The 16,793-nt window shown below is 69.9% G+C and carries 15 protein-coding genes; 3 read left to right on the top strand and 12 right to left on the bottom strand.

Annotated elements, in window-relative coordinates; translation table 11 throughout:
* Positions 1–197 precede the first annotated feature (197 nt).
* From ACFYWI_RS17805 to ACFYWI_RS17825, 5 genes are all read right to left on the bottom strand, one after another.
* Positions 198–539 (bottom strand): CU044_2847 family protein, encoded by a 342-nt coding sequence (locus tag ACFYWI_RS17805; RefSeq protein ID WP_389232558.1) that lies wholly within the window; start codon positions 537–539, stop codon positions 198–200.
* A 295-nt stretch (positions 540–834) separates the two neighbouring features.
* Positions 835–3,096 (bottom strand): ATP-binding cassette domain-containing protein, encoded by a 2,262-nt coding sequence (locus tag ACFYWI_RS17810; protein ID WP_389232561.1) that lies wholly within the window; start codon positions 3,094–3,096, stop codon positions 835–837.
* A gap of 72 nt (positions 3,097–3,168) precedes the next feature.
* Positions 3,169–3,936 carry an ABC transporter permease gene (locus ACFYWI_RS17815; RefSeq protein ID WP_389232564.1) on the bottom strand — a complete coding sequence of 256 codons (768 nt, stop codon included), beginning with the start codon at positions 3,934–3,936 and terminating at the stop codon, positions 3,169–3,171.
* A complete protein-coding gene (locus ACFYWI_RS17820; protein ID WP_389232567.1) occupies positions 3,926–4,909 on the bottom strand; it encodes an ATP-binding cassette domain-containing protein in 984 nt (327 codons plus the stop codon). The genes ACFYWI_RS17815 and ACFYWI_RS17820 overlap by 11 nt, the downstream gene beginning before the upstream one ends.
* A gap of 79 nt (positions 4,910–4,988) precedes the next feature.
* Positions 4,989–5,876 carry a siderophore-interacting protein gene (locus ACFYWI_RS17825; RefSeq protein ID WP_389232570.1) on the bottom strand — a complete coding sequence of 296 codons (888 nt, stop codon included), beginning with the start codon at positions 5,874–5,876 and terminating at the stop codon, positions 4,989–4,991.
* A 114-nt stretch (positions 5,877–5,990) separates the two neighbouring features.
* On the opposite strand from ACFYWI_RS17825, the gene ACFYWI_RS17830 reads away from it, so the two are divergent.
* From ACFYWI_RS17830 to ACFYWI_RS17840, 3 genes are all read left to right on the top strand, one after another.
* A complete protein-coding gene (locus ACFYWI_RS17830) occupies positions 5,991–6,827 on the top strand; it encodes a TetR/AcrR family transcriptional regulator (protein WP_389232573.1) in 837 nt (278 codons plus the stop codon).
* Positions 6,828–7,055: 228 nt separating this feature from the next.
* On the top strand, positions 7,056–7,703 hold the full coding sequence (locus ACFYWI_RS17835; RefSeq protein ID WP_389232575.1) for an LmbU family transcriptional regulator: 648 nt from the start codon (positions 7,056–7,058) through the stop codon (positions 7,701–7,703).
* 33 nt (positions 7,704–7,736) lie between these two features.
* Positions 7,737–7,952, top strand: coding sequence for a ferredoxin (locus tag ACFYWI_RS17840; RefSeq protein WP_389232578.1), 216 nt, complete (start codon positions 7,737–7,739; stop codon positions 7,950–7,952).
* Positions 7,953–8,027: 75 nt separating this feature from the next.
* On the opposite strand, the gene ACFYWI_RS17845 is transcribed toward ACFYWI_RS17840, so the two are convergent.
* The 7 genes from ACFYWI_RS17845 to ACFYWI_RS17875 all read right to left on the bottom strand — a co-directional run.
* Positions 8,028–9,320 (bottom strand): cytochrome P450, encoded by a 1,293-nt coding sequence (locus tag ACFYWI_RS17845; RefSeq protein WP_389232581.1) that lies wholly within the window; start codon positions 9,318–9,320, stop codon positions 8,028–8,030.
* Positions 9,321–9,346: 26 nt separating this feature from the next.
* Positions 9,347–10,387 (bottom strand): methyltransferase, encoded by a 1,041-nt coding sequence (locus ACFYWI_RS17850; protein ID WP_389232584.1) that lies wholly within the window; start codon positions 10,385–10,387, stop codon positions 9,347–9,349.
* A gap of 65 nt (positions 10,388–10,452) precedes the next feature.
* Positions 10,453–11,715, bottom strand: a complete 1,263-nt coding sequence (kynU, locus tag ACFYWI_RS17855; RefSeq protein ID WP_389232587.1) for a kynureninase — start codon at positions 11,713–11,715, stop codon at positions 10,453–10,455.
* Between the two features lie 96 nt (positions 11,716–11,811).
* Positions 11,812–12,666, bottom strand: coding sequence for a tryptophan 2,3-dioxygenase (locus ACFYWI_RS17860; protein WP_389232590.1), 855 nt, complete (start codon positions 12,664–12,666; stop codon positions 11,812–11,814).
* Positions 12,663–13,574 carry an alpha/beta hydrolase gene (locus ACFYWI_RS17865; protein WP_389232593.1) on the bottom strand — a complete coding sequence of 304 codons (912 nt, stop codon included), beginning with the start codon at positions 13,572–13,574 and terminating at the stop codon, positions 12,663–12,665. The genes ACFYWI_RS17860 and ACFYWI_RS17865 overlap by 4 nt, the downstream gene beginning before the upstream one ends.
* A gap of 4 nt (positions 13,575–13,578) precedes the next feature.
* Positions 13,579–14,211, bottom strand: a complete 633-nt coding sequence (locus tag ACFYWI_RS17870) for a DUF6875 domain-containing protein (RefSeq protein WP_389232596.1) — start codon at positions 14,209–14,211, stop codon at positions 13,579–13,581.
* Between the two features lie 5 nt (positions 14,212–14,216).
* A partial coding sequence (locus tag ACFYWI_RS17875) for an alpha/beta fold hydrolase (protein ID WP_389232599.1) occupies positions 14,217–16,793 on the bottom strand: 2,577 nt, incomplete at its 5' end.

Raw genomic sequence — 16,793 nt, forward strand, 5'->3', positions numbered from 1 at the left:
CAGGACCCCGGAGCCCTGTCCGTCGCATCCCAAGTCGGCGAGCACATGCCAGGCCGTGACGAGAACGCCGGGTGCTACCTGGAAACATGTTCCAACGGGCATGCCACCCGGGCCCAGAACGCGCCCCAGGCTCCCCGGGACGCGAGAACGACGAAGCGAGCCCACCATCACGTCCCCCGCGGCGCCTGGTCGCCGTACTAGTCGTGTGTGTCCGCGGCCGGTGCCTGATAGGTCATCCTGACCACCAACGAAGCCTCTCCGGAGGCTCCGGCCACGATGACATTCCCCTGCGCCGAGAACTTCAGCCCGAACTCGACCTCCACCGCTGTGGGCCGCACCGCCCGCTCTCGCAGCCGTCCGATGGCCTGCGCGGCGGAGGTGGCGATCTCCACCACCGCGTCCTGCGCGTGATCGAAGGCCTCCACCACCTGCTGACCGGCTTCCTGCAGCCGTGACGTGGGCTCTGACCCGGGCTGGGGAACTGCCTCCACGAGCAGGTCAACGCCGCCCACCCGCACGGGAAGCAATCGGTTCGCCATGGGAACAACCTGCCACACAGCGGCACTTGGTGTCCCCGGAACGCCGCTGAAACCGCGGGGAAGGGTCCGCTGAACCGGGTGCGACCGGACTCTGCTTTGCCGACTCCACCGATGACCCATCAGATGGCATCGGATGCGGGGCTGTGCCTATGAGGGGGAGGGAGCCTGCCCGCAGCGTCCCGGAGGCAGCGCCGAGCGTCCGGACTTCGCGGGCACTGTGGCGGCGGGACTCCCGTCCTCCGTGGTGACGGCCCGCCCCGCCGAGGCGCGGCTACGGGCGGTCACCGCGAATGCGTCAGACGCCCGAGAGGTCCCGGCGGAGGTACTCGGCGGTGTGGGAGCCGGTGACCTTCAGAAGTTCGGCCGGGGTTCCCTCGTACAGGATTCGCCCGCCGCCGCTGCCGCCCTCGGGGCCGAGGTCGATGATCCAGTCGGCCCTCTTGACGACGTCGAGGTTGTGCTCGATGACGATCACGGTGTTGCCCTGGTCGACGAGGCGCTCGACGATGCCGAGGAGGCGGTGGGTGTCACACATGTGCAGGCCGGTGGTGGGCTCGTCCATCACGTAGACGCTGCCGACGCGGTGCAGGTCGGCCGCGAGCTTGAGGCGCTGGCACTCGCCGCCGGACAGGGTGCTGAGCGGCTGACCGAGGCGCAGGTAGTCCAGGCCGACCTCGTTCAGCGCGTGCAGTACCCGGCGGAGCTTGGGTTCGGTGAAGAAGTCCGCCGCCTCGGCCGTCGTCATCTCCAGTACGTCGCTGATCGACTGACCGCGCAGGCGGTAGCCGAGCACGTCGTCGGAAAAGCGACGGCCCTGGCAGGCCTCGCAGAGGGACTTGAGCGTCTCCATGAATGCCAGGTCGGTGTACAGCACGCCCAGCCCCTGGCAGTTCGGGCAGGCACCCTTGGAGTTCGCACTGAACAACGAGGCGCTGACCCCGTTGGCCTTGGCGAACAGCTTACGAATCGGGTCCAGCAGCCCGGTGTAGGTGGCGGTGTTGGACCGCCGGCTCCCCGTCACCGCGGACTGGTCGACCACGATCGCGTCGGGATACCGGCTCAGGAACTCGTCGTTGACCAGCGAGCTCTTGCCCGACCCGGCCACGCCGGTGACCACGGTCAGGACGCCGGTGGGGAAGCCGACCGTGACGTCCTTGAGGTTGTGGCTGTTCGCGCCGGCGACGGTGAGCCTTCCGGTGGGACGGCGGGGCTCGGCCTTCAGCGGCAGCGGGAGCCGGAGGTGACGGCCGGTGAGTGTGTCGGCATCGGCGAGGTCGGCGAAACTGCCTTCGAACACCACTTCGCCGCCCAGCGTTCCGGCCTTCGGGCCCATGTCGACGATGTGGTCAGCAAGGGCCATGACGTCCGGATCGTGCTCGACCACCAGCACGGTGTTGCCCTTGTCCCGTAACGCGACCAGGAGTTCCTTGAGCCTGTGCACATCCCGTGGGTGCAGGCCGACGCTCGGTTCGTCGAAGACGTACAGCATCTCGGTCAGGCTGCTGGAAAGGTGACGGACCATCTTGATCCGCTGCGACTCGCCGCCCGAGAGGGTGCGGGTCTCCCGTTCCAGGCTCAGGTACCCGAGACCGATGTCACTCAGGTGCCGCAGGCGGGCGATCAGGTCGTCCAGGACCGGTTTCACGTGGGGCAGGTCCAGCTCCGCCAGGACTGTCGTCAGACGTTCGGCCTCCATCGCGGTGAGGTCCGCGATGTGGTGGCCGGCGATCCGGCCGGCCAGGGCGGCGGGCGCGAGGCGGGTGCCGTCGCAGTCCCGACAGGGAGCCGAGCGCGCGAACCGCCGGAACACCTGGCGGCCCCGCTCGGACATGTCCTCCTTCTTGATGTAGACCCTGGTGAACTTGTCCGCCAGGCCCTCGTACCTGACGTTCAGCGTGTTGCCCTGCCAGACCAGGCGGAGCTTCTGCGGCAGCTCACCGTGCAGCAGCTGGTGCCACTCCGGCTCGGTGAAGTCGGCCAACGGCTTGTCGTTGTCGAAGAAGCCGGACTCCACGTAACTCAGCCAGTACCAGCTGTCGGTGGAGAAGTCGGGATGCAGCAGCGCGCCCCGGTTGAGGGACTTGGTGCGATCGACGAACGTGTCGAGGTCGAGCCGCACGACCGTGCCCAGACCTTCGCAGGTCGGGCACATGCCCTGTGGATCGTTGAACGAGAAGGCACTGGGCGGCAGGCCGGCGGGTTCGCCTGCGCGGGAGAACAGCAGCCGCAGCAGCGGGTTGATGTCGGTGATCGTGCCCACCGTGGAGCGCGGGTTGCCGCCCAGGCGCTTCTGGTCGATGACGACCGCGGCTGAGATGTTCTCGACGGTGTCCATGTCCGGACGGCCGTGGCCTGGCAGGAAGGTGCGGACGAACGCCGTGAAGGTCTCGTTGAGCTGGCGCTGCGCCTCGGCCGCGATGGTGCCGAAGACCAGGGAGGACTTGCCCGAGCCGGAGACGCCGGTAAAGACCGTCAGGCCCCGTTTCGGGATCTTCACCGAGACGTTCTTGAGGTTGTTCTCCCTGGCACCGGTCACCTTGATGGCGTCGGTACTCACATGTGCTCCTCGGATGGTACGGGCGGGGCTCCCCGGGGAGCGCCGGTCGTGGTCGGGCAGGGGACGTCGCCGTCAGGCGTTCTCCTTCTGGAACGTCCGCGTGCCCCATACCAGGGCCAGCGCGGTCATGAACAACAGGACGAGGGAACCCGTCAGTAGCTCCGACGAGCTCAAGTCGCCTCGGAACGCGGCGCGTTCGGCGTCGACCACGTGGGTCAGCGGGTTGATCCGGGCCAGGTTGTAGAGCCAGTCGGGGGCCATCTGCTCGGTGACCGGCAGCAGTACACCGGACAGCAGGAGCAGCGGCAGGAGCACGGCGTTCATCAGTGAGGGGAACGCGGCCTCGCTCTTGAGGACCATCGCCAGCGCGTACGATCCCGAGGACAGCGTGATGGCCAGCACCGCGGCGATCGCGAGGCTCAGCAGCATGCCGGACGCCGGCGCGTCGAGGTCGAAGACGAGCAGTGTCACGAGCACGATCAGCGCCGACTGTGCGGTGGCCTGGACGGCCTGAGCCAGGACCTTCCCGAACAGCAGGGCGGACCGGCTGGCCGGGGTGCCGCGGAAGCGGTCGACCACGCCGACCCGGTACTCGGTGAGCAGTCCGACACCGGCGAAGGAGCCGCTGAACAGCGCCGTCTGCACGATGAGCGCCGGAGTCAGCACCTCCCAGGCGTCGCCGGACGGGAAACCGGGGGTGTGGTCGACCACCGTCACCATGAGCGGCCCGAAGAGGAACAGGTACAGCAGCGGCTGCATGATCCCGATGATCAGCCAGGTGGGATTGCGCAGAGACAGCTTCATGTCCCTGATGAAGATCAGCCGGGTGTCACGCAGCATGGGTGGCCTCCATGGCCGGGGGCGTGGCCCCGCCGTCGCGCAGGGAGCGCCCGGTCAGGCTGAGGAACACATCGTCGAGGGTGGGCCGGTTGACCTTGACCGAGGTCATCGTGATCCCGCGGCTGTCGAGGGTGCGCAGCAGCTCCGGCAGCGCCGCGTCACCGCGGGGCACCCGGAACCGCACGGTGTCGGCGACGACGGTCACCTCGTGCGCGCCGGGCAGCCGCTCGGCGAGTTCGGCCGCCTCGGCGGTCCGGTCGGCGACCTCCACAGTGATTGCGTCACCGGCGACGCGGGCCTTGAGCTCGTCGGGGGTCCCCTCGGCGACGATCGCACCGTGGTCCGTCACCAGGATCCGGTCGCACAGTGCGTCGGCCTCGTCGAGGTAGTGGGTGGTGAGGAAGACGGTCATGCCCTGCTCGGCACGCATCCGGCGGACGTGGTCCCACAGGTTGGCCCGGCTCTGCGGATCCAGTCCGGTGGTGGGCTCGTCCAGAAAGACCAGCGCGGGCTCGTGTACGAGCCCGAGCGCGATGTCGAGCCGGCGGCGCTGGCCGCCGGAGAGCGTTTTGGTGGGGCGCTGGTCCAGGCCGGCCAGGTCGAGCCGCTCGGCCAGCAGCGCGCCGCGCCGCCGGGCCTCCGCCCGCGACAGGCCGTACAACCGTGCCTGCAGCTCGATTTCCTCCGCGACCCTGGACTCCGGCCAGGTGGAGCCGCCCTGGGCCACATAGCCGATTCGGCGGCGGACCCCATGAGGGTCCGTCAGCAGATCGCAGCCGGCCACGGTGGCCGTTCCACCGGTGGGGCGCAGCAGGGTGGTCAGCATCCGCAGGGTCGTGGTCTTGCCCGCCCCGTTGGGTCCGAGGAACCCGACCAGTTCCCCGGCCGACACATCGAAGTCAATGCCCTGCACGGCGTCGACGGTTCGGCCCCGGAGGGCGAACTGCCTGGCAAGACCCCGCACTGTGATCATGAGATCCTTCTCTCGTGCGTACCGCTGTTCGGTCGGATGACGGAAGGGGCCGGCCGGATGCCGGGCTCCTCCACACGGCTCATTCCGATCGGTCCCCGGCGGCTGCCTGGGCCTCGGCGAGCCGCTCCTGGGCCTCGGCCATGTCCTCCGCTGTCGGGGCGTCGTCCTGGGTCAGCTTGAACCGCCAGTACCCGCTGAAGTCGATCGACCGCTTGTCCAGTCCCCGCTCGTCGACCAGATGACGGCGCAGCGCCCGGACGGCGCCCGACTCGCCGGCCACCCAGGCGAACGGGCGGCCCGGGAGGAACTCGGCCTTGCGCACTGCGTCGACCAGCACGTTGCTCCGGCCGGCCGGGGTTCCCTCGCGGTGCAGCCAGCGGACGGTGACGTCGCCGTGGGTGTCGAAGGTCTGCCGCTCGGCGGCGTCGGCGACCTCGACGTAGGCCACGGCACGGGCTCCTTCGGGCAGCGCCTCGAGCAGGGTGCCGATGGCGGGCAGTGCGGTCTCGTCGCCGGCCAGCAGGAGCCAGTCGGAGTCCGCGATCGAGTTCGTCAGGGAGACCGGCCGGGAGTAGACCGCCGACGGTCCGACCATGCCGAGCTGGTCGCCGGTCCGGGCGGAGCCGGCCCAACTGGTGGCCGGGCCGGTATCCCCGTGGAGGACGAAGTCGATCTCGACCGTGTTCGATCCCGGCCGGCGTCGGCGGATGGTGAAGCTGCGCATCCAGGGCCGCTCGCTCTCCGGAATGGCCAGAAATGCCTGGTACCAGTTCGTCGCGTCGTCGCCCTGTTCCGGCAGGACGGGCAGGCGCTGGCCGGGCCGGGGGAAGCAGAGCTTGACCTGCTGGTCCGGCGCTCGGCCGACGGGGTCGTCGAGTTGGTCGGCGTCGAACGTCATGCGGGCCATACGCGGTGTGACCCGCGTGATGTCGGTGACCTGGATGAATGAGACAGGGAGCTCTGCCATCGAAAACCTTCCGAGAACGTAGGGCATCCCGAAGCGGGCCCGCGCCCACCTGATATATTTACATCGTAAGGAGATGCTTCGGCGAGGTTACTTTATGCCGTAAGGAGTTGCAAGGTGGTTGTTTTTGCCGGGCAGGGCGACGCCCGCCGCTCGATGGCTCTGCTCTGGCGCTCGGCCGATTTCAGGGGCACCAGAGCCATGCCCGGGCCCAAGCCCGGACTCGACGTCGACACGATCGTGGCCGCGGGCATCGCAGTGGCCGACGAGCACGGTATGGCGGCCCTTTCGATGCGGGCTGTGGGGGCGCGGCTCGAGCGGACCGCCATGTCGCTCTACACCTATGTGCCGAGCAAGGACGAACTGGTCGACCTCATGCACGACCGGGTGCTGGCCGAGCTGCCCACCGAGTACGACACCGGTGCGGGGTGGCGTGCTGCGATCACCGCCTGGGCCGACGACATGTGGGCGTTCTACCTGCGGCACCCGTGGGTGCTGCAGGTCTCCCAGGCCAGACCGGTCCTCGGGCCGGGCGAGTACGCACAGCTGGAGACGGTGGTGCGGATCCTGGGCGGGATCGGCCTGGAGCCGTTGAGGGTCCGCCGCCTCATCGCCGTGCTCTTCCAGTTCGTCCGGGGCATGGCCCGGGTCACCGCGGAGCACCGGCAGGCGGGTCCGGCGACCGGGGTGTCCGACGAGGAATGGTGGGCAGTGCGGTCCGCGCTGCTCATGGAGGTGGCGCCGGACTTCGCCGAGCGCTTCCCGGCGCTCGCGGCCCTGGAGTCGCACGCGACCGCCGCCGCCGAGGAGGAGTCCGGTGAGGCCGCGCCGTACATGGAGCGGGAGGCCGAAGAGGCGTTCCGGGTCGGCTTGGCATTGATCCTTGACGGTATCGACGCGGCCGTGCGGACCGGCGTCAGCAGTCCGGCCGACGATGCTCCGTCCACGCCGTGACAGCCAGGGCGTGGCGGGGCGGCGCGGGGCCCGCCGGAATCGCCGGTGCACGAAACGTGTCAACTAACGACGCCTTGTGCTCGAACCCGGTCGCAGTCTGACCGGAAATGCTCATTGACTGTGTTCCGGGCGGTGATCTACGGTTTTTTTGGCTGCTACCTTGCATGACTCTCGGCGGCCGACGACTGGTACGAGATTGTCAGTGCCTCATTTCCAGGAGAAAGACCCGTGCAGCACATCGCCCAGCACGACCAGCGTGACAGTCAATTACCAGTCGGCCGCAGAGCAGGCGACGCGGCCCTTCGCCGCAGAACCAACGGTAAGGATCGGATCCTGACCACCCGGGTCGGCCTGAAGATCCCGGCCACCCTGTCGTACGACCGGTGGGAGAAGGCCGGACTTCACATCTTCCAGATCGCCGATTCCTCCGCCTGGTGTCTGGGCGACTGGCTCGTGTACGGCCAGGAGCGCTACGCCGACCGTTATCGGACGGGAGTGCAGTCCGCAGGACTCGACTACCAGACACTGCGCAACTACGCCTGGGTGGCGCGGCACTTCGAGCTCTCGCGCCGGCGCGAGGCTCTCAGTTTCGGCCACCACGCGGAGGTCGTCTCCCTGCCTCCCGCAGAGGCGGACGCGTGGCTCGACCGAGCCGAGCAACACGGCTGGTCCAGGAACAAGCTCAGACTTCAGCTGCGGGAGAGCCGTCAGGGGAATCGGGCAGCCACGCCCGCACGTGCCAGCCTGCCCCAGATCAGCGCGCCCTGCGACCGCGTGGAGCGCTGGCGAGAGGCCGCGTCGAGAGTCGAACGCGACTTCGAGGAATGGATACTCGTGGCACTCGACCGCGCCGCCGCGCACGAGCTCGGTCACTGACGGCCTCCGCCCGACCACCGGAGACAGCCTTTCATGCAGATCAGCATCGATCACCATACCTGCATCGGGTCCGGGCAGTGCGTCCTGACGGCGCCCGGGGTGTTCACCCAGGACGACGACGGATACTCCGCGCTGGTACCGGGAGGAACTGAAACGGCGACGCATCAGCAGGTACAGGAGGCGGCGCTGTCCTGCCCGGTGCAGGCCATCGCTGCGACGGACGGCCCGCCCGCCGACCGAGCACCCTGACGGGCCACTTCCACGAGGCTCGCAGGACAGAGGGGCCGCCCGGCGCCGGGCGGCCCCTCTGTCCTGTGAGCGCGGTCAGGGCCGCAGCCGCAGCCGAAGCGAGTTCAGCCGCCAACTGCCCGGGAGCCGGGCGCGGTCCAGCTCCGCATTGCCGTCCGCCACCGCCATGTCCGGGTAGTGCTCCAGCAGCCTCGCGAACGCCACCTCGCCTTCCTGCCGGGCCAGCGTGGCGCCCAGGCAGTAGTGGATGCCGTGACCGAAGCCGACGTGGTTCTCGGCCTGCCCGTCCTGATGGCGCGTGATGTCCAGCCTGTCCGGGGCGGTGTAATGACGGGGGTCGAAGTTGGCCGACACCAGCACCAGTTGGATCGCGTCCCCGCGGGCCATGGGCGTGCCGGCGATCTCCAGGTCCTCGGTGGCGTAGCGCAGCCGCGCCACGTGCACCGACCCGCACCAGCGCATCAGCTCATGGACCGCCCGCGGCAGCAGCGACAGGTCCTTGCGGAGCAGCGCCAGCTGGTCGGGATGGGCGAGCAGCGCCGCGGTGCCGTTTCCGATCAAATGCGCACTCGTCTCGTGGCCGGCCAGCACCAGGGTGAGGATCATGGTGACCATCTCGATGTCACTGAACCGGTCGCCGTCGTCGTCCTGGGCACGGATCAGCGCGCTCAGCAGATCGTCCCCGAGCGCGGCGCGCCGCCGCTCGATCAGCGCGTGGCAGTACTCGATCATCACGGGGAACGAGTGGTGCAGCCGTTCAGGCCGCATCGACACCAGGTCGCCGCCCCACTCCCGCCACCGGTCGAGGTCGGCCGCCGGGATGCCGACCAGTTCACAGATCACCGTGATCGACAGCGGGTACGCGAAGTGCTCGAGGAGGTCGACCGTGCCGTCCTGCTCCCGGCCCGGGAGCTCGGACAGCAGCCGGTCGGCGATCCGCTCGATGTCCGGCCGTAGATCCAGAATCCGGCGGGCCGCGAACGCCCGGGTCACCAGGCGACGCAGCCTGGGATGGTCCGGTGGGTCGCTGTCCAGGATGGAGCCGAGCAGGTAGACCCGCAGGTGCTCGGGGACCCTGAGAAGCTCCATCATGCGCTCGCGCGGATCCGCGCCCCCCTCGCCCGGCACGTTGGAGGGGGTGTTGACGAACCTGGGGTCGCGCAGCGCCCTGCGGACATCGTCGAAACGGGTGATGAACCACACCGGGGTGCCGTCGACGAACCGGCCGCGGACCACGGGGGCCTGTTCGCGCAGGCGGCCGTAGCCGCCGAACGGATCCGCGAGCAGGGCGGGATCCATCATGTGCGGCCCGGCGGGGCACGTCGCGCCTTCGCCGTTCGGTGAGATGCCGTCGGAAGTGCGGGACATGGTCGGCTCCGGTTCTCGCTGGGGCGTCACTTGACCGCGCTGATCACGCCGTGCGGAGTCCACCGGCCGCCCGGCAGCCGCTCGGCCTTCACGAAGCCGGCCGCGGCGAACCACTCCTCGTACTGACCCCACGGGTAGATGGTGCTGCTCGCGGCGGGCAGGGTCGCGAAGTAGACGTTGTCGAGGGCCGCGTACAACGGGCCGTCGCCGCTGTCGTCGGACATGGCGTTGAAGACCAGCACCCGGCCGCCGTCGGGCAGGGCCGCGTAGGCCTTGCGCAACAGGCCCACGTTCTCCTCCGGCGACCAGATGACGAATTGGTTGGCGAAGAGCACGCAGTCGTGCCCCGACGGGTAGGCGTCGGCGAAGATGTCGGCCGCCCGTACGGAGATCCGGTCGGCAAGTTCGTGCTCGGCGATCTTGCGGCGGGCGATCTCCACCGTCCCGGGGAGGTCGAGGACGGTGAACTCGACCTCTGGGTTCGCCTGCGCCAGGGCGATGGCATTCACGCCGTCCCCACCGCCGACGTCGAGCACCCGGCGCACCCCGGTCAGGTCGGCCTTCTCCACCAGGACGGGGTTCGACAGACGGGACCAGGACCGCATGCAGCGGTAGAACAGCTGCTCCAGATCCGGATCCGCGGACAGCCGGTGGTACAGGTCCGTGCCGGTACCCTTGATCCGACGAAGGCCGACATTGGTGTTGGCGCGCAGCGACTCCGTGAAGTCCACCTCGGCGGGGCGGACGATCTGCTCCTCGTAGGCGATCAGGTCCTCGATGATCTCCCACGTTCCGTCCGCGAACATGCTCGTCAGGAGCTCGGCGTTGTGGTAGCCCTCGTCCTGACGGTCGGTCAGACCCAGGGCGGTGGTGCCCAGGAGCAGGATCTGCACCGGACGCTCCTCCAGGCCGAGCTCCCGCCCGATCTCCTGCGGGCTCAGGCCCGGCCGCCGCTGGAGCAACGGGAAGAGGCCGAGGTTGCGGCCCGCGTTGAGCATCTGGAAGGCCGAGGACCCGAACAGGATCCGGACCAGGCCATCGGTGGTGAGTGGGGACGTGGCTGCCATGGGAACTCCGTATCGGATGGGGTGGAGGGGACTCGGGGCTGGGGAGCACGGCGCCGGGTGGGCCGTCATGTCACCCGGGCCAGGCCGGCGGGCCGGGAGAGATAGGTCCGCCGGGCGGCGACCTCGCGGAGGCGGGCCATCGCGTCCCAGACCTCGGTGAACCGGGTGTAGAGCGGGGACGGGCCGATCCGTAGCCGGTCCGGGACCCGGTAGTCGCAGACGACCTTCGCCTCCGCGGCGAGCGTCTGGCAGATCTGCCAGGCGTCGGGATGGTGCAGCGACAGGTGCGACCCTCGCTGTTCCGGCGGGCGGGGCGAGGCCGACCGGAAGCCCAGCGGGGTCAGCCAGACGTTCGTCAGATCGTCCGCCAGCCGGCCCAGGAGCAGCCCCTTCGCCCGGATCCGCGCCACGCCGGCCTGCTCGACGAGGGTGAGGGCCGGATCGATCGCAGCCAGTGACAGCAGCGGCGGGGTGCTCACCAGGAACCGTTCGATCCCCGGCACCGGATCGTAGTCGGGGCCCATCTGGAACTGCTCCCGCTGCCCGAACCAGCCCCAGACCGGCTGCCGCAGCTCGGCCTGCAGCTCGCGGCGCACATAGAGATAGGCGGGCGAGCCAGGGCCGCCGTTGAGGTACTTGTAGGTGCAGCCGACGGCCAGTTCCGCGCCGGTCCCGGCGAGATCGACCGGGACGGCTCCGGCCGCATGCGACAGGTCCCACAGGACCCGGGCGCCGACCGTGCGGGCCAGTTCGTTCACCCTCGCCATGTCCAGCAGCGCGCCGCTGCGATAGGACACCAGCGACAGCACCACCAGTGCGACGTCCCGGTCCAGGGCGGAGCGAAGCAGGTCGAGGTCGAGGCCGCCGTCGAGGTCGGACGCGAGCCGGCACAGGCGCAGCCCGCGCTGCTCGGCGAGGCCCTGCACGACGTAACGGTTGGTCGGGAAGTCCTCGGCGTCCATCAGGACGGTGCCGCGCCCCGGCGCGGCGTCCAACGCGGCACCGGCCAGCTTGTACAGGTTGACCGAAGTCGAGTCCGAGACCACGATCTCGCCGGCGCGGGCGCCGAGCACATGCTCCGCGAGGCGGTCGCCGAGCCGGCCGCCCCAGTCGATCCAGCCCTGCCATGACCGCACCAGCCCGCCGCCCCAGCTCTCCTCGACCACCTCGCGCAATCGGTCCGGGGTGGCCGCGGGCAGCCGGCCCAGCGAGTTGCCGTCCAGGTAGATCAGCTCCGGATCGGCGATGACGAACCGCTCCCGGAACTCGGCCAGCGGATCGGCCGCGTCCAGTTCCTCGGCCGCCGCGCGAGGGATCCCGCCCTCCATCGGTCCTCCTTCTCTCATGTCGTGGGCGTGTTTCGTGTCCCCGGCGTCTTCCGCGTCGCCACCCGGTGGCCGGGAAGCCGTCACGAGCCGGGCGGGTCAGAGCGTCGAGCGCACCGACCACAGCTCAGGGAAGAAGCGGTGCTCGCTGATCCGGGCGAGCCAGGGCACGCCCTCGGTGCCGCCGGTGCCCGGCTTGGCGCCCAGCATCCGCTGCACGGTCACCAGGTGGGTGTAGCGCCAGCGGGCGAACTGGTCCGCGGTGTCCATGAGCGTCTCGGCGAGCAGATGCAGGTCGCGGTGGCGGATCGGATCCCGGTAGACCGCCCCCCAGGCTTCCTCGACCTCCGCACCGGCGTGATACGGCTGCGTGGCGTCGCGGGCCGGGGAGCCGTCCGTCGTGAGCAGCCCGCGGCGGGCCAGTAGCGCGAGCGCCTCGTCGTACAGGCTCGGCTCGCGCAGCTGGCTCAGCACCTCTTGGTACCCCGCCGTGCCGCGGTGCGGCTCCGCCATCACCGGGTTCTTGTTGCCGAGCAGGAACTCCAGCCGCCGGTAGCCGGCCGACTGGAAGCCGGAGGCGGACCCGAGGACGTCCCGGAACTCGGCGAATTCCACGGGCGACAGGACGGAGAAAGTCTCCCAGCACACCAGAAGGACCTGTTGCACCCGCGCCGACCGGCGCAGCGTCCACAGCGCGTCGTCGAGCCGGTCCTTCCGCAACTGGTCACGGGCGGTTGTGAGTTCCGTGTGCAGCAGCTTGAACAACAGCTCCTTGACCTGGCTCATGATGATGAAGCCCGGCTCGGTGTCCGCCGTACTGAGCGGGTGCTGCAGCGCCAGCAGCGTCTCCATCCGCGCGTAGTGCGCATACGGGGTGGTGCCCGGCGGAAACTCGGCGGACGGCCGGCTTCCGTCGGCGGAGAACGGACACCCGGTGCTCTGCTCGGTGGTCATGCGGTCGTTCCTCCCAATCCCATCAGCGCGAGGACCGCGTCGCCCAGCTCGGTGCCCCGGGTCCCCAGGTCGTAGGGGAGATCGAAGTGGTTCCGCCGCTCGGCGACGACATCCGACACGGCCGCCCGGGGGCGCAGCGCCGTCACCATCCGTTCGTGCTGGCGGACGTACTCGTCGGTTTCGTTGCCGCCGCGGGCGACCACCACCTCGGGCAGCCGCGGCGGCAACAGGTGGAGCGGGCTGTTGCGCCGCGCCCCGGCCTCGTCCAGCCGCAGTGCCTCGTTGACGTACGACAGCCGGACCGGCTCCAGGTCGTACATCCCGCTCAGCAGGACCGCCCCGGCGATCCGGCCGGAGACGTCCGGACCCTCGAACGGACCGGGCAACAAGGCCATGGCGGCCAGTTGCGCGCCGGCCGAGGTGCCGCACAGATGGAGCCGGTCCGGGGCGAACCCGAGCCGGTCGGCGTGCCGCAGCAGCCAGTCCACGCTGCGGCGCACCATCCCCGCCATCGCGTCCAGCCCGACCTGCGGTGCGAGCCCGTACTCCACCACGGCGACCGCCGCCCCCGCAGCCAGCAACGGCGGCGCCGGGAAGGCCGATTCGGCCCGGCCGAGCGCCTGCCAGTTCCCGCCGTGGACGAAGACCAGCAGCGGCGGGCGGCCTGGGCCCGTACCGGGGAAGTAGTCGAGCACCTCGGCGGAGTGCGGGCCGTAGGCGATTCCGGTGCGCGCCGGGTGGTTGCGGTGCGCGGTCTCGCTCAGCCTCTCGTACTCCTGGAGGTAGGTCCCCAGGCTGGGCACGCGGGAGCTCGGCGAGTACTGCCGGTCCAACGTGGCCTGGTCCATCCCCCGGTACACGGCGGCGCCGGTCATCGCACGCTCCCCGACCGCGGTTTCCTCGCGCATCCGCTCAGCCCCTCATGCCGTAGGTGGCACGGGCGCGTTCGTACACCTCGGTCAGCAGCGGGTCCACGCCCTGCGCCGAGTTGCGGTAGCGGACCCCGAAGCGGCTTGCGTATTCCTCGAACCACTCCCGCCGGTCCGCCAGGAACAGCACGTCGTGGATCGCCATCGAGCGCACGGCCACCATCGGCACCGAGGCGTGGCTGACCTCGAACGCCGGGTTGCGGGCCGCTTTCTCCCGGCACCTCTCGTGGAACTGGGCGATCATCAGCCCGCGGTGCACGCTCTCGGGCTTCAGCGCGGTGTGCGCCGCGTCCAGCAGATGCAGATGCTCGGGCGGCAGGTCCGGCATGACGAGCAGCAGCGAGCGTAGATTCGGGTTGCCGGCCTTCCAGTCGACCTCGCTGAACTCGTCGAGGCCGCAGCGGACGATCTCGTCGACGAGGGTCTGGCTCGGGGTAGGGCCCACCAGCCTGACCCTGATCTCCAGCGCGTCGGCACGCTGGGCCGGTTCGACGAACGGGCAGACCGGACCGGAGCGTCCGAGTTCGCTGTGCGGTTGGCGGATGTAGTCGCTCAGCCAGCCGTCGACGGCCTCTAAAGCCTTGTTCAGGTCGACGGAGAGCGCGTCGGTCAGCATGGTTGTCAGTCCTCGCAGAAAGTGGATGGGAGACGCGTGGGAGCGGCCGGGGCACGTTGCTCTTCGTCGGCGAGCTCGTGGAGCTTGGCCGACAGGATCTGACCGATCCGGGCCAGCGTGCCCGGCCGGGTCAGCATGGTTCCGTGCTCGCCGGAGACCACATGGGCCTCGACCGTCCCGAGGACGTACGGCTGCCAGGCCTCGGCGGTGACCGGTGGGTCCTGCTGCTCCGAGCAGGCGATCAGCAGCAGGTCGCCTTCAATTAGGCCGGGCCGGTAGTCGACGGTCAGGTGGGTGTTGTTCGCCGAGATCTCGGTGATCGTCGCGAGCCGCTCCTCCTCCAGGTTGGCAAGCACGCTGCCCTGGCGGCGCAGGATCTCCCGGGCCTTGACGAAGGTCATCTCCTCGCCGTCGTGTCGGTGGCTGCCGTCGTCGACGAGACCGACGTGGTAGAGCAGCATCACCCGGTCGTCGGGGGCGGGGACATCGGCATGGGTCAGCCCCTGCCAGTTCGGGATGACGTCGAGCACCGCGACCAGTGCCACCCGTTCGCCGCGTCGCTGGAACTCCGCGGCCAGCGCGTGCGCGCACAATCCGCCGAACGACCAGCCGGCCAAGTGGTACGGCCCGTGTGGTTGCACCGTCTGGATGTGGTCGGCGTAGTCCACCGCCATCTCCTCGATGCTCTTCGGCCGGGGTTCCGGGCGGGCCAGGCTGCGCGCCTGGATGCCGTAGAGCGGGTACTCGGGGCCGAGGTGCTTGATGAGCGCGCTGTACGACCAGCTGATGCCTCCGCCGGGGTGGATGCAGAACAGCGGCGGCCGGCTGCCCTGGGTGCGCAGCGGCAGCACCACCTCGTAGGAGCCGTCCGGATCGTCGATGTCCAGCCGGGCCGCGATCCCGCCCGGGGTCGGCGCCTCGAACAGGCTCCGCAGACCCAGCTCGACGCCGAAGGCAGCCCGCAGCCGGGCGATCAGCCGTGTGGCCAGCAGGGAGTGTCCGCCCAGGTCGAAGAAGTCCTCGTCCACGCCGACCACCGGCCGGCCGAGCACTTCCGCGAAAAGCTCGCAGACGACCTGCGCCTGCGGCGTGCCGGGAGCACGGCCGATGTCGGTCTGCTCGAGGCCGAGCGCGGGGAGCGCCGCGCGGTCGAGCTTGCCGTTGGCGGTGAGGGGGATCCGGTCGAGGGGGACGATGGCGGTGGGGTGCATGTAGTCGGGGAGGTGGCGGCGGGTGTGCTCGCGGAGGGCGGTGAGCAGGGCGCCGGTGCCTCGGCTGGTGACGGGGTTGGTGGTCCAGGCGGACAGCGGGGTACTGGGGCCGGCGGCGCCCGCGGATGTGTAGGCGCCGACGGGGACGGCGTCACCGAGATACCCGCGCTTGACGTAGGTGACGTCAACGGTGGCGGGGTGGTGCGTGTTCCAGCTGATCGCGGTCCAGTAGCCGTGTTCGTCGCCCAGGTGGTGGAAGACCTCGAGATCGACGTGCGGAGTGCGCGGACCGGTCGGGGACGTGCCGGTTTCGAGGGCGTGCTGTACGGCGAGGTCGTGCGCGATGCGCGAGTTCGGGACGCCGGTGACGCGCAGCCGGTCGGGCCGCTCGGTGCGCAGGTGATCGGTGAGGGCGCCGATGTCCTGGGGCCAGGGCTGGGTGGGGGCGCTGGTGAGGGGGTGGGGGGTGATGCCGGTCTTGTAGAGGGTGGCGTCGTAGCGGTAGCGGGTGAGCTCGTTGTGGGCGGTGCCGCGTTTGAGCTGGATGTCGGCGCCGGCGATGTCGGGGATGTGGTGGGCGAGGGCGGTGAAGTACTCGGGGTCGACGAGGAGTTCTTTTTCGAGGACGAGGCTGTGTTCGACGGCGCGGCGGATGGCTGCGGTGTCGGTCGGGTCGTCGGCGCGCGCCGTCAGGGCCGCGGTGGTGAAGGTTCGCAGGAGCCGGGGAGTGCGGATGTCGCCGACGAAAACGGCTCCGCCGGGGGCGAGCAGGCGGAATGCCTGTTCGATGACCTGTTCCAGGTATTCGGCGTTCGGGAAGTACTGGGCAACGGAGTTGAGGATCACCGTGTCGAAGTGCCCGTGCGGAAGGTCGCCGTGCTCGTGTGCGGCCTGCGTGCGCAGGGTGACGCGCCGGGCGAGCTCGGGATCGGTCTCGACGTGGCGCCGCAACGCCTCGACGACAGTCGGAGAGAAGTCCGTCCCCCAGTATTCTTCGCACTCGGGCGCCAGATGGGCGAGGAGCAGGCCGGTGCCGACACCTATCTCGAGGACCCGGCCGGGCTTGAGCGCCCTGATCCGCTCGACGGTGGCCTCGCGCCACTCCCGCATCTCGGACAGCGGGATCGGCCGGCCGTCGTAACTGCTGTTCCAACCGGAGAAGTCCTCGCCGAACTCGGAACCGGGCTCGGAGTACAGCGAGTTGTAGAGATCCTGCCACTCGCGGATCTGACTCCGCTCGTCCTCGTCGCTCGTCGGACCGGAAGTGTCGGCGACGACGTAGGCGATCAGGCGGGTGTTGCCGGGGTGGTCGTTGTGGAGGGTGACGGCGGCGTGGGTGATGTCGGGGTGGTCGGTGAGGACTTTTTCGAT

This window comes from Streptomyces sp. NPDC002889 (assembly GCF_042888425.1).
GTDB lineage: Bacteria > Actinomycetota > Actinomycetes > Streptomycetales > Streptomycetaceae > Streptomyces.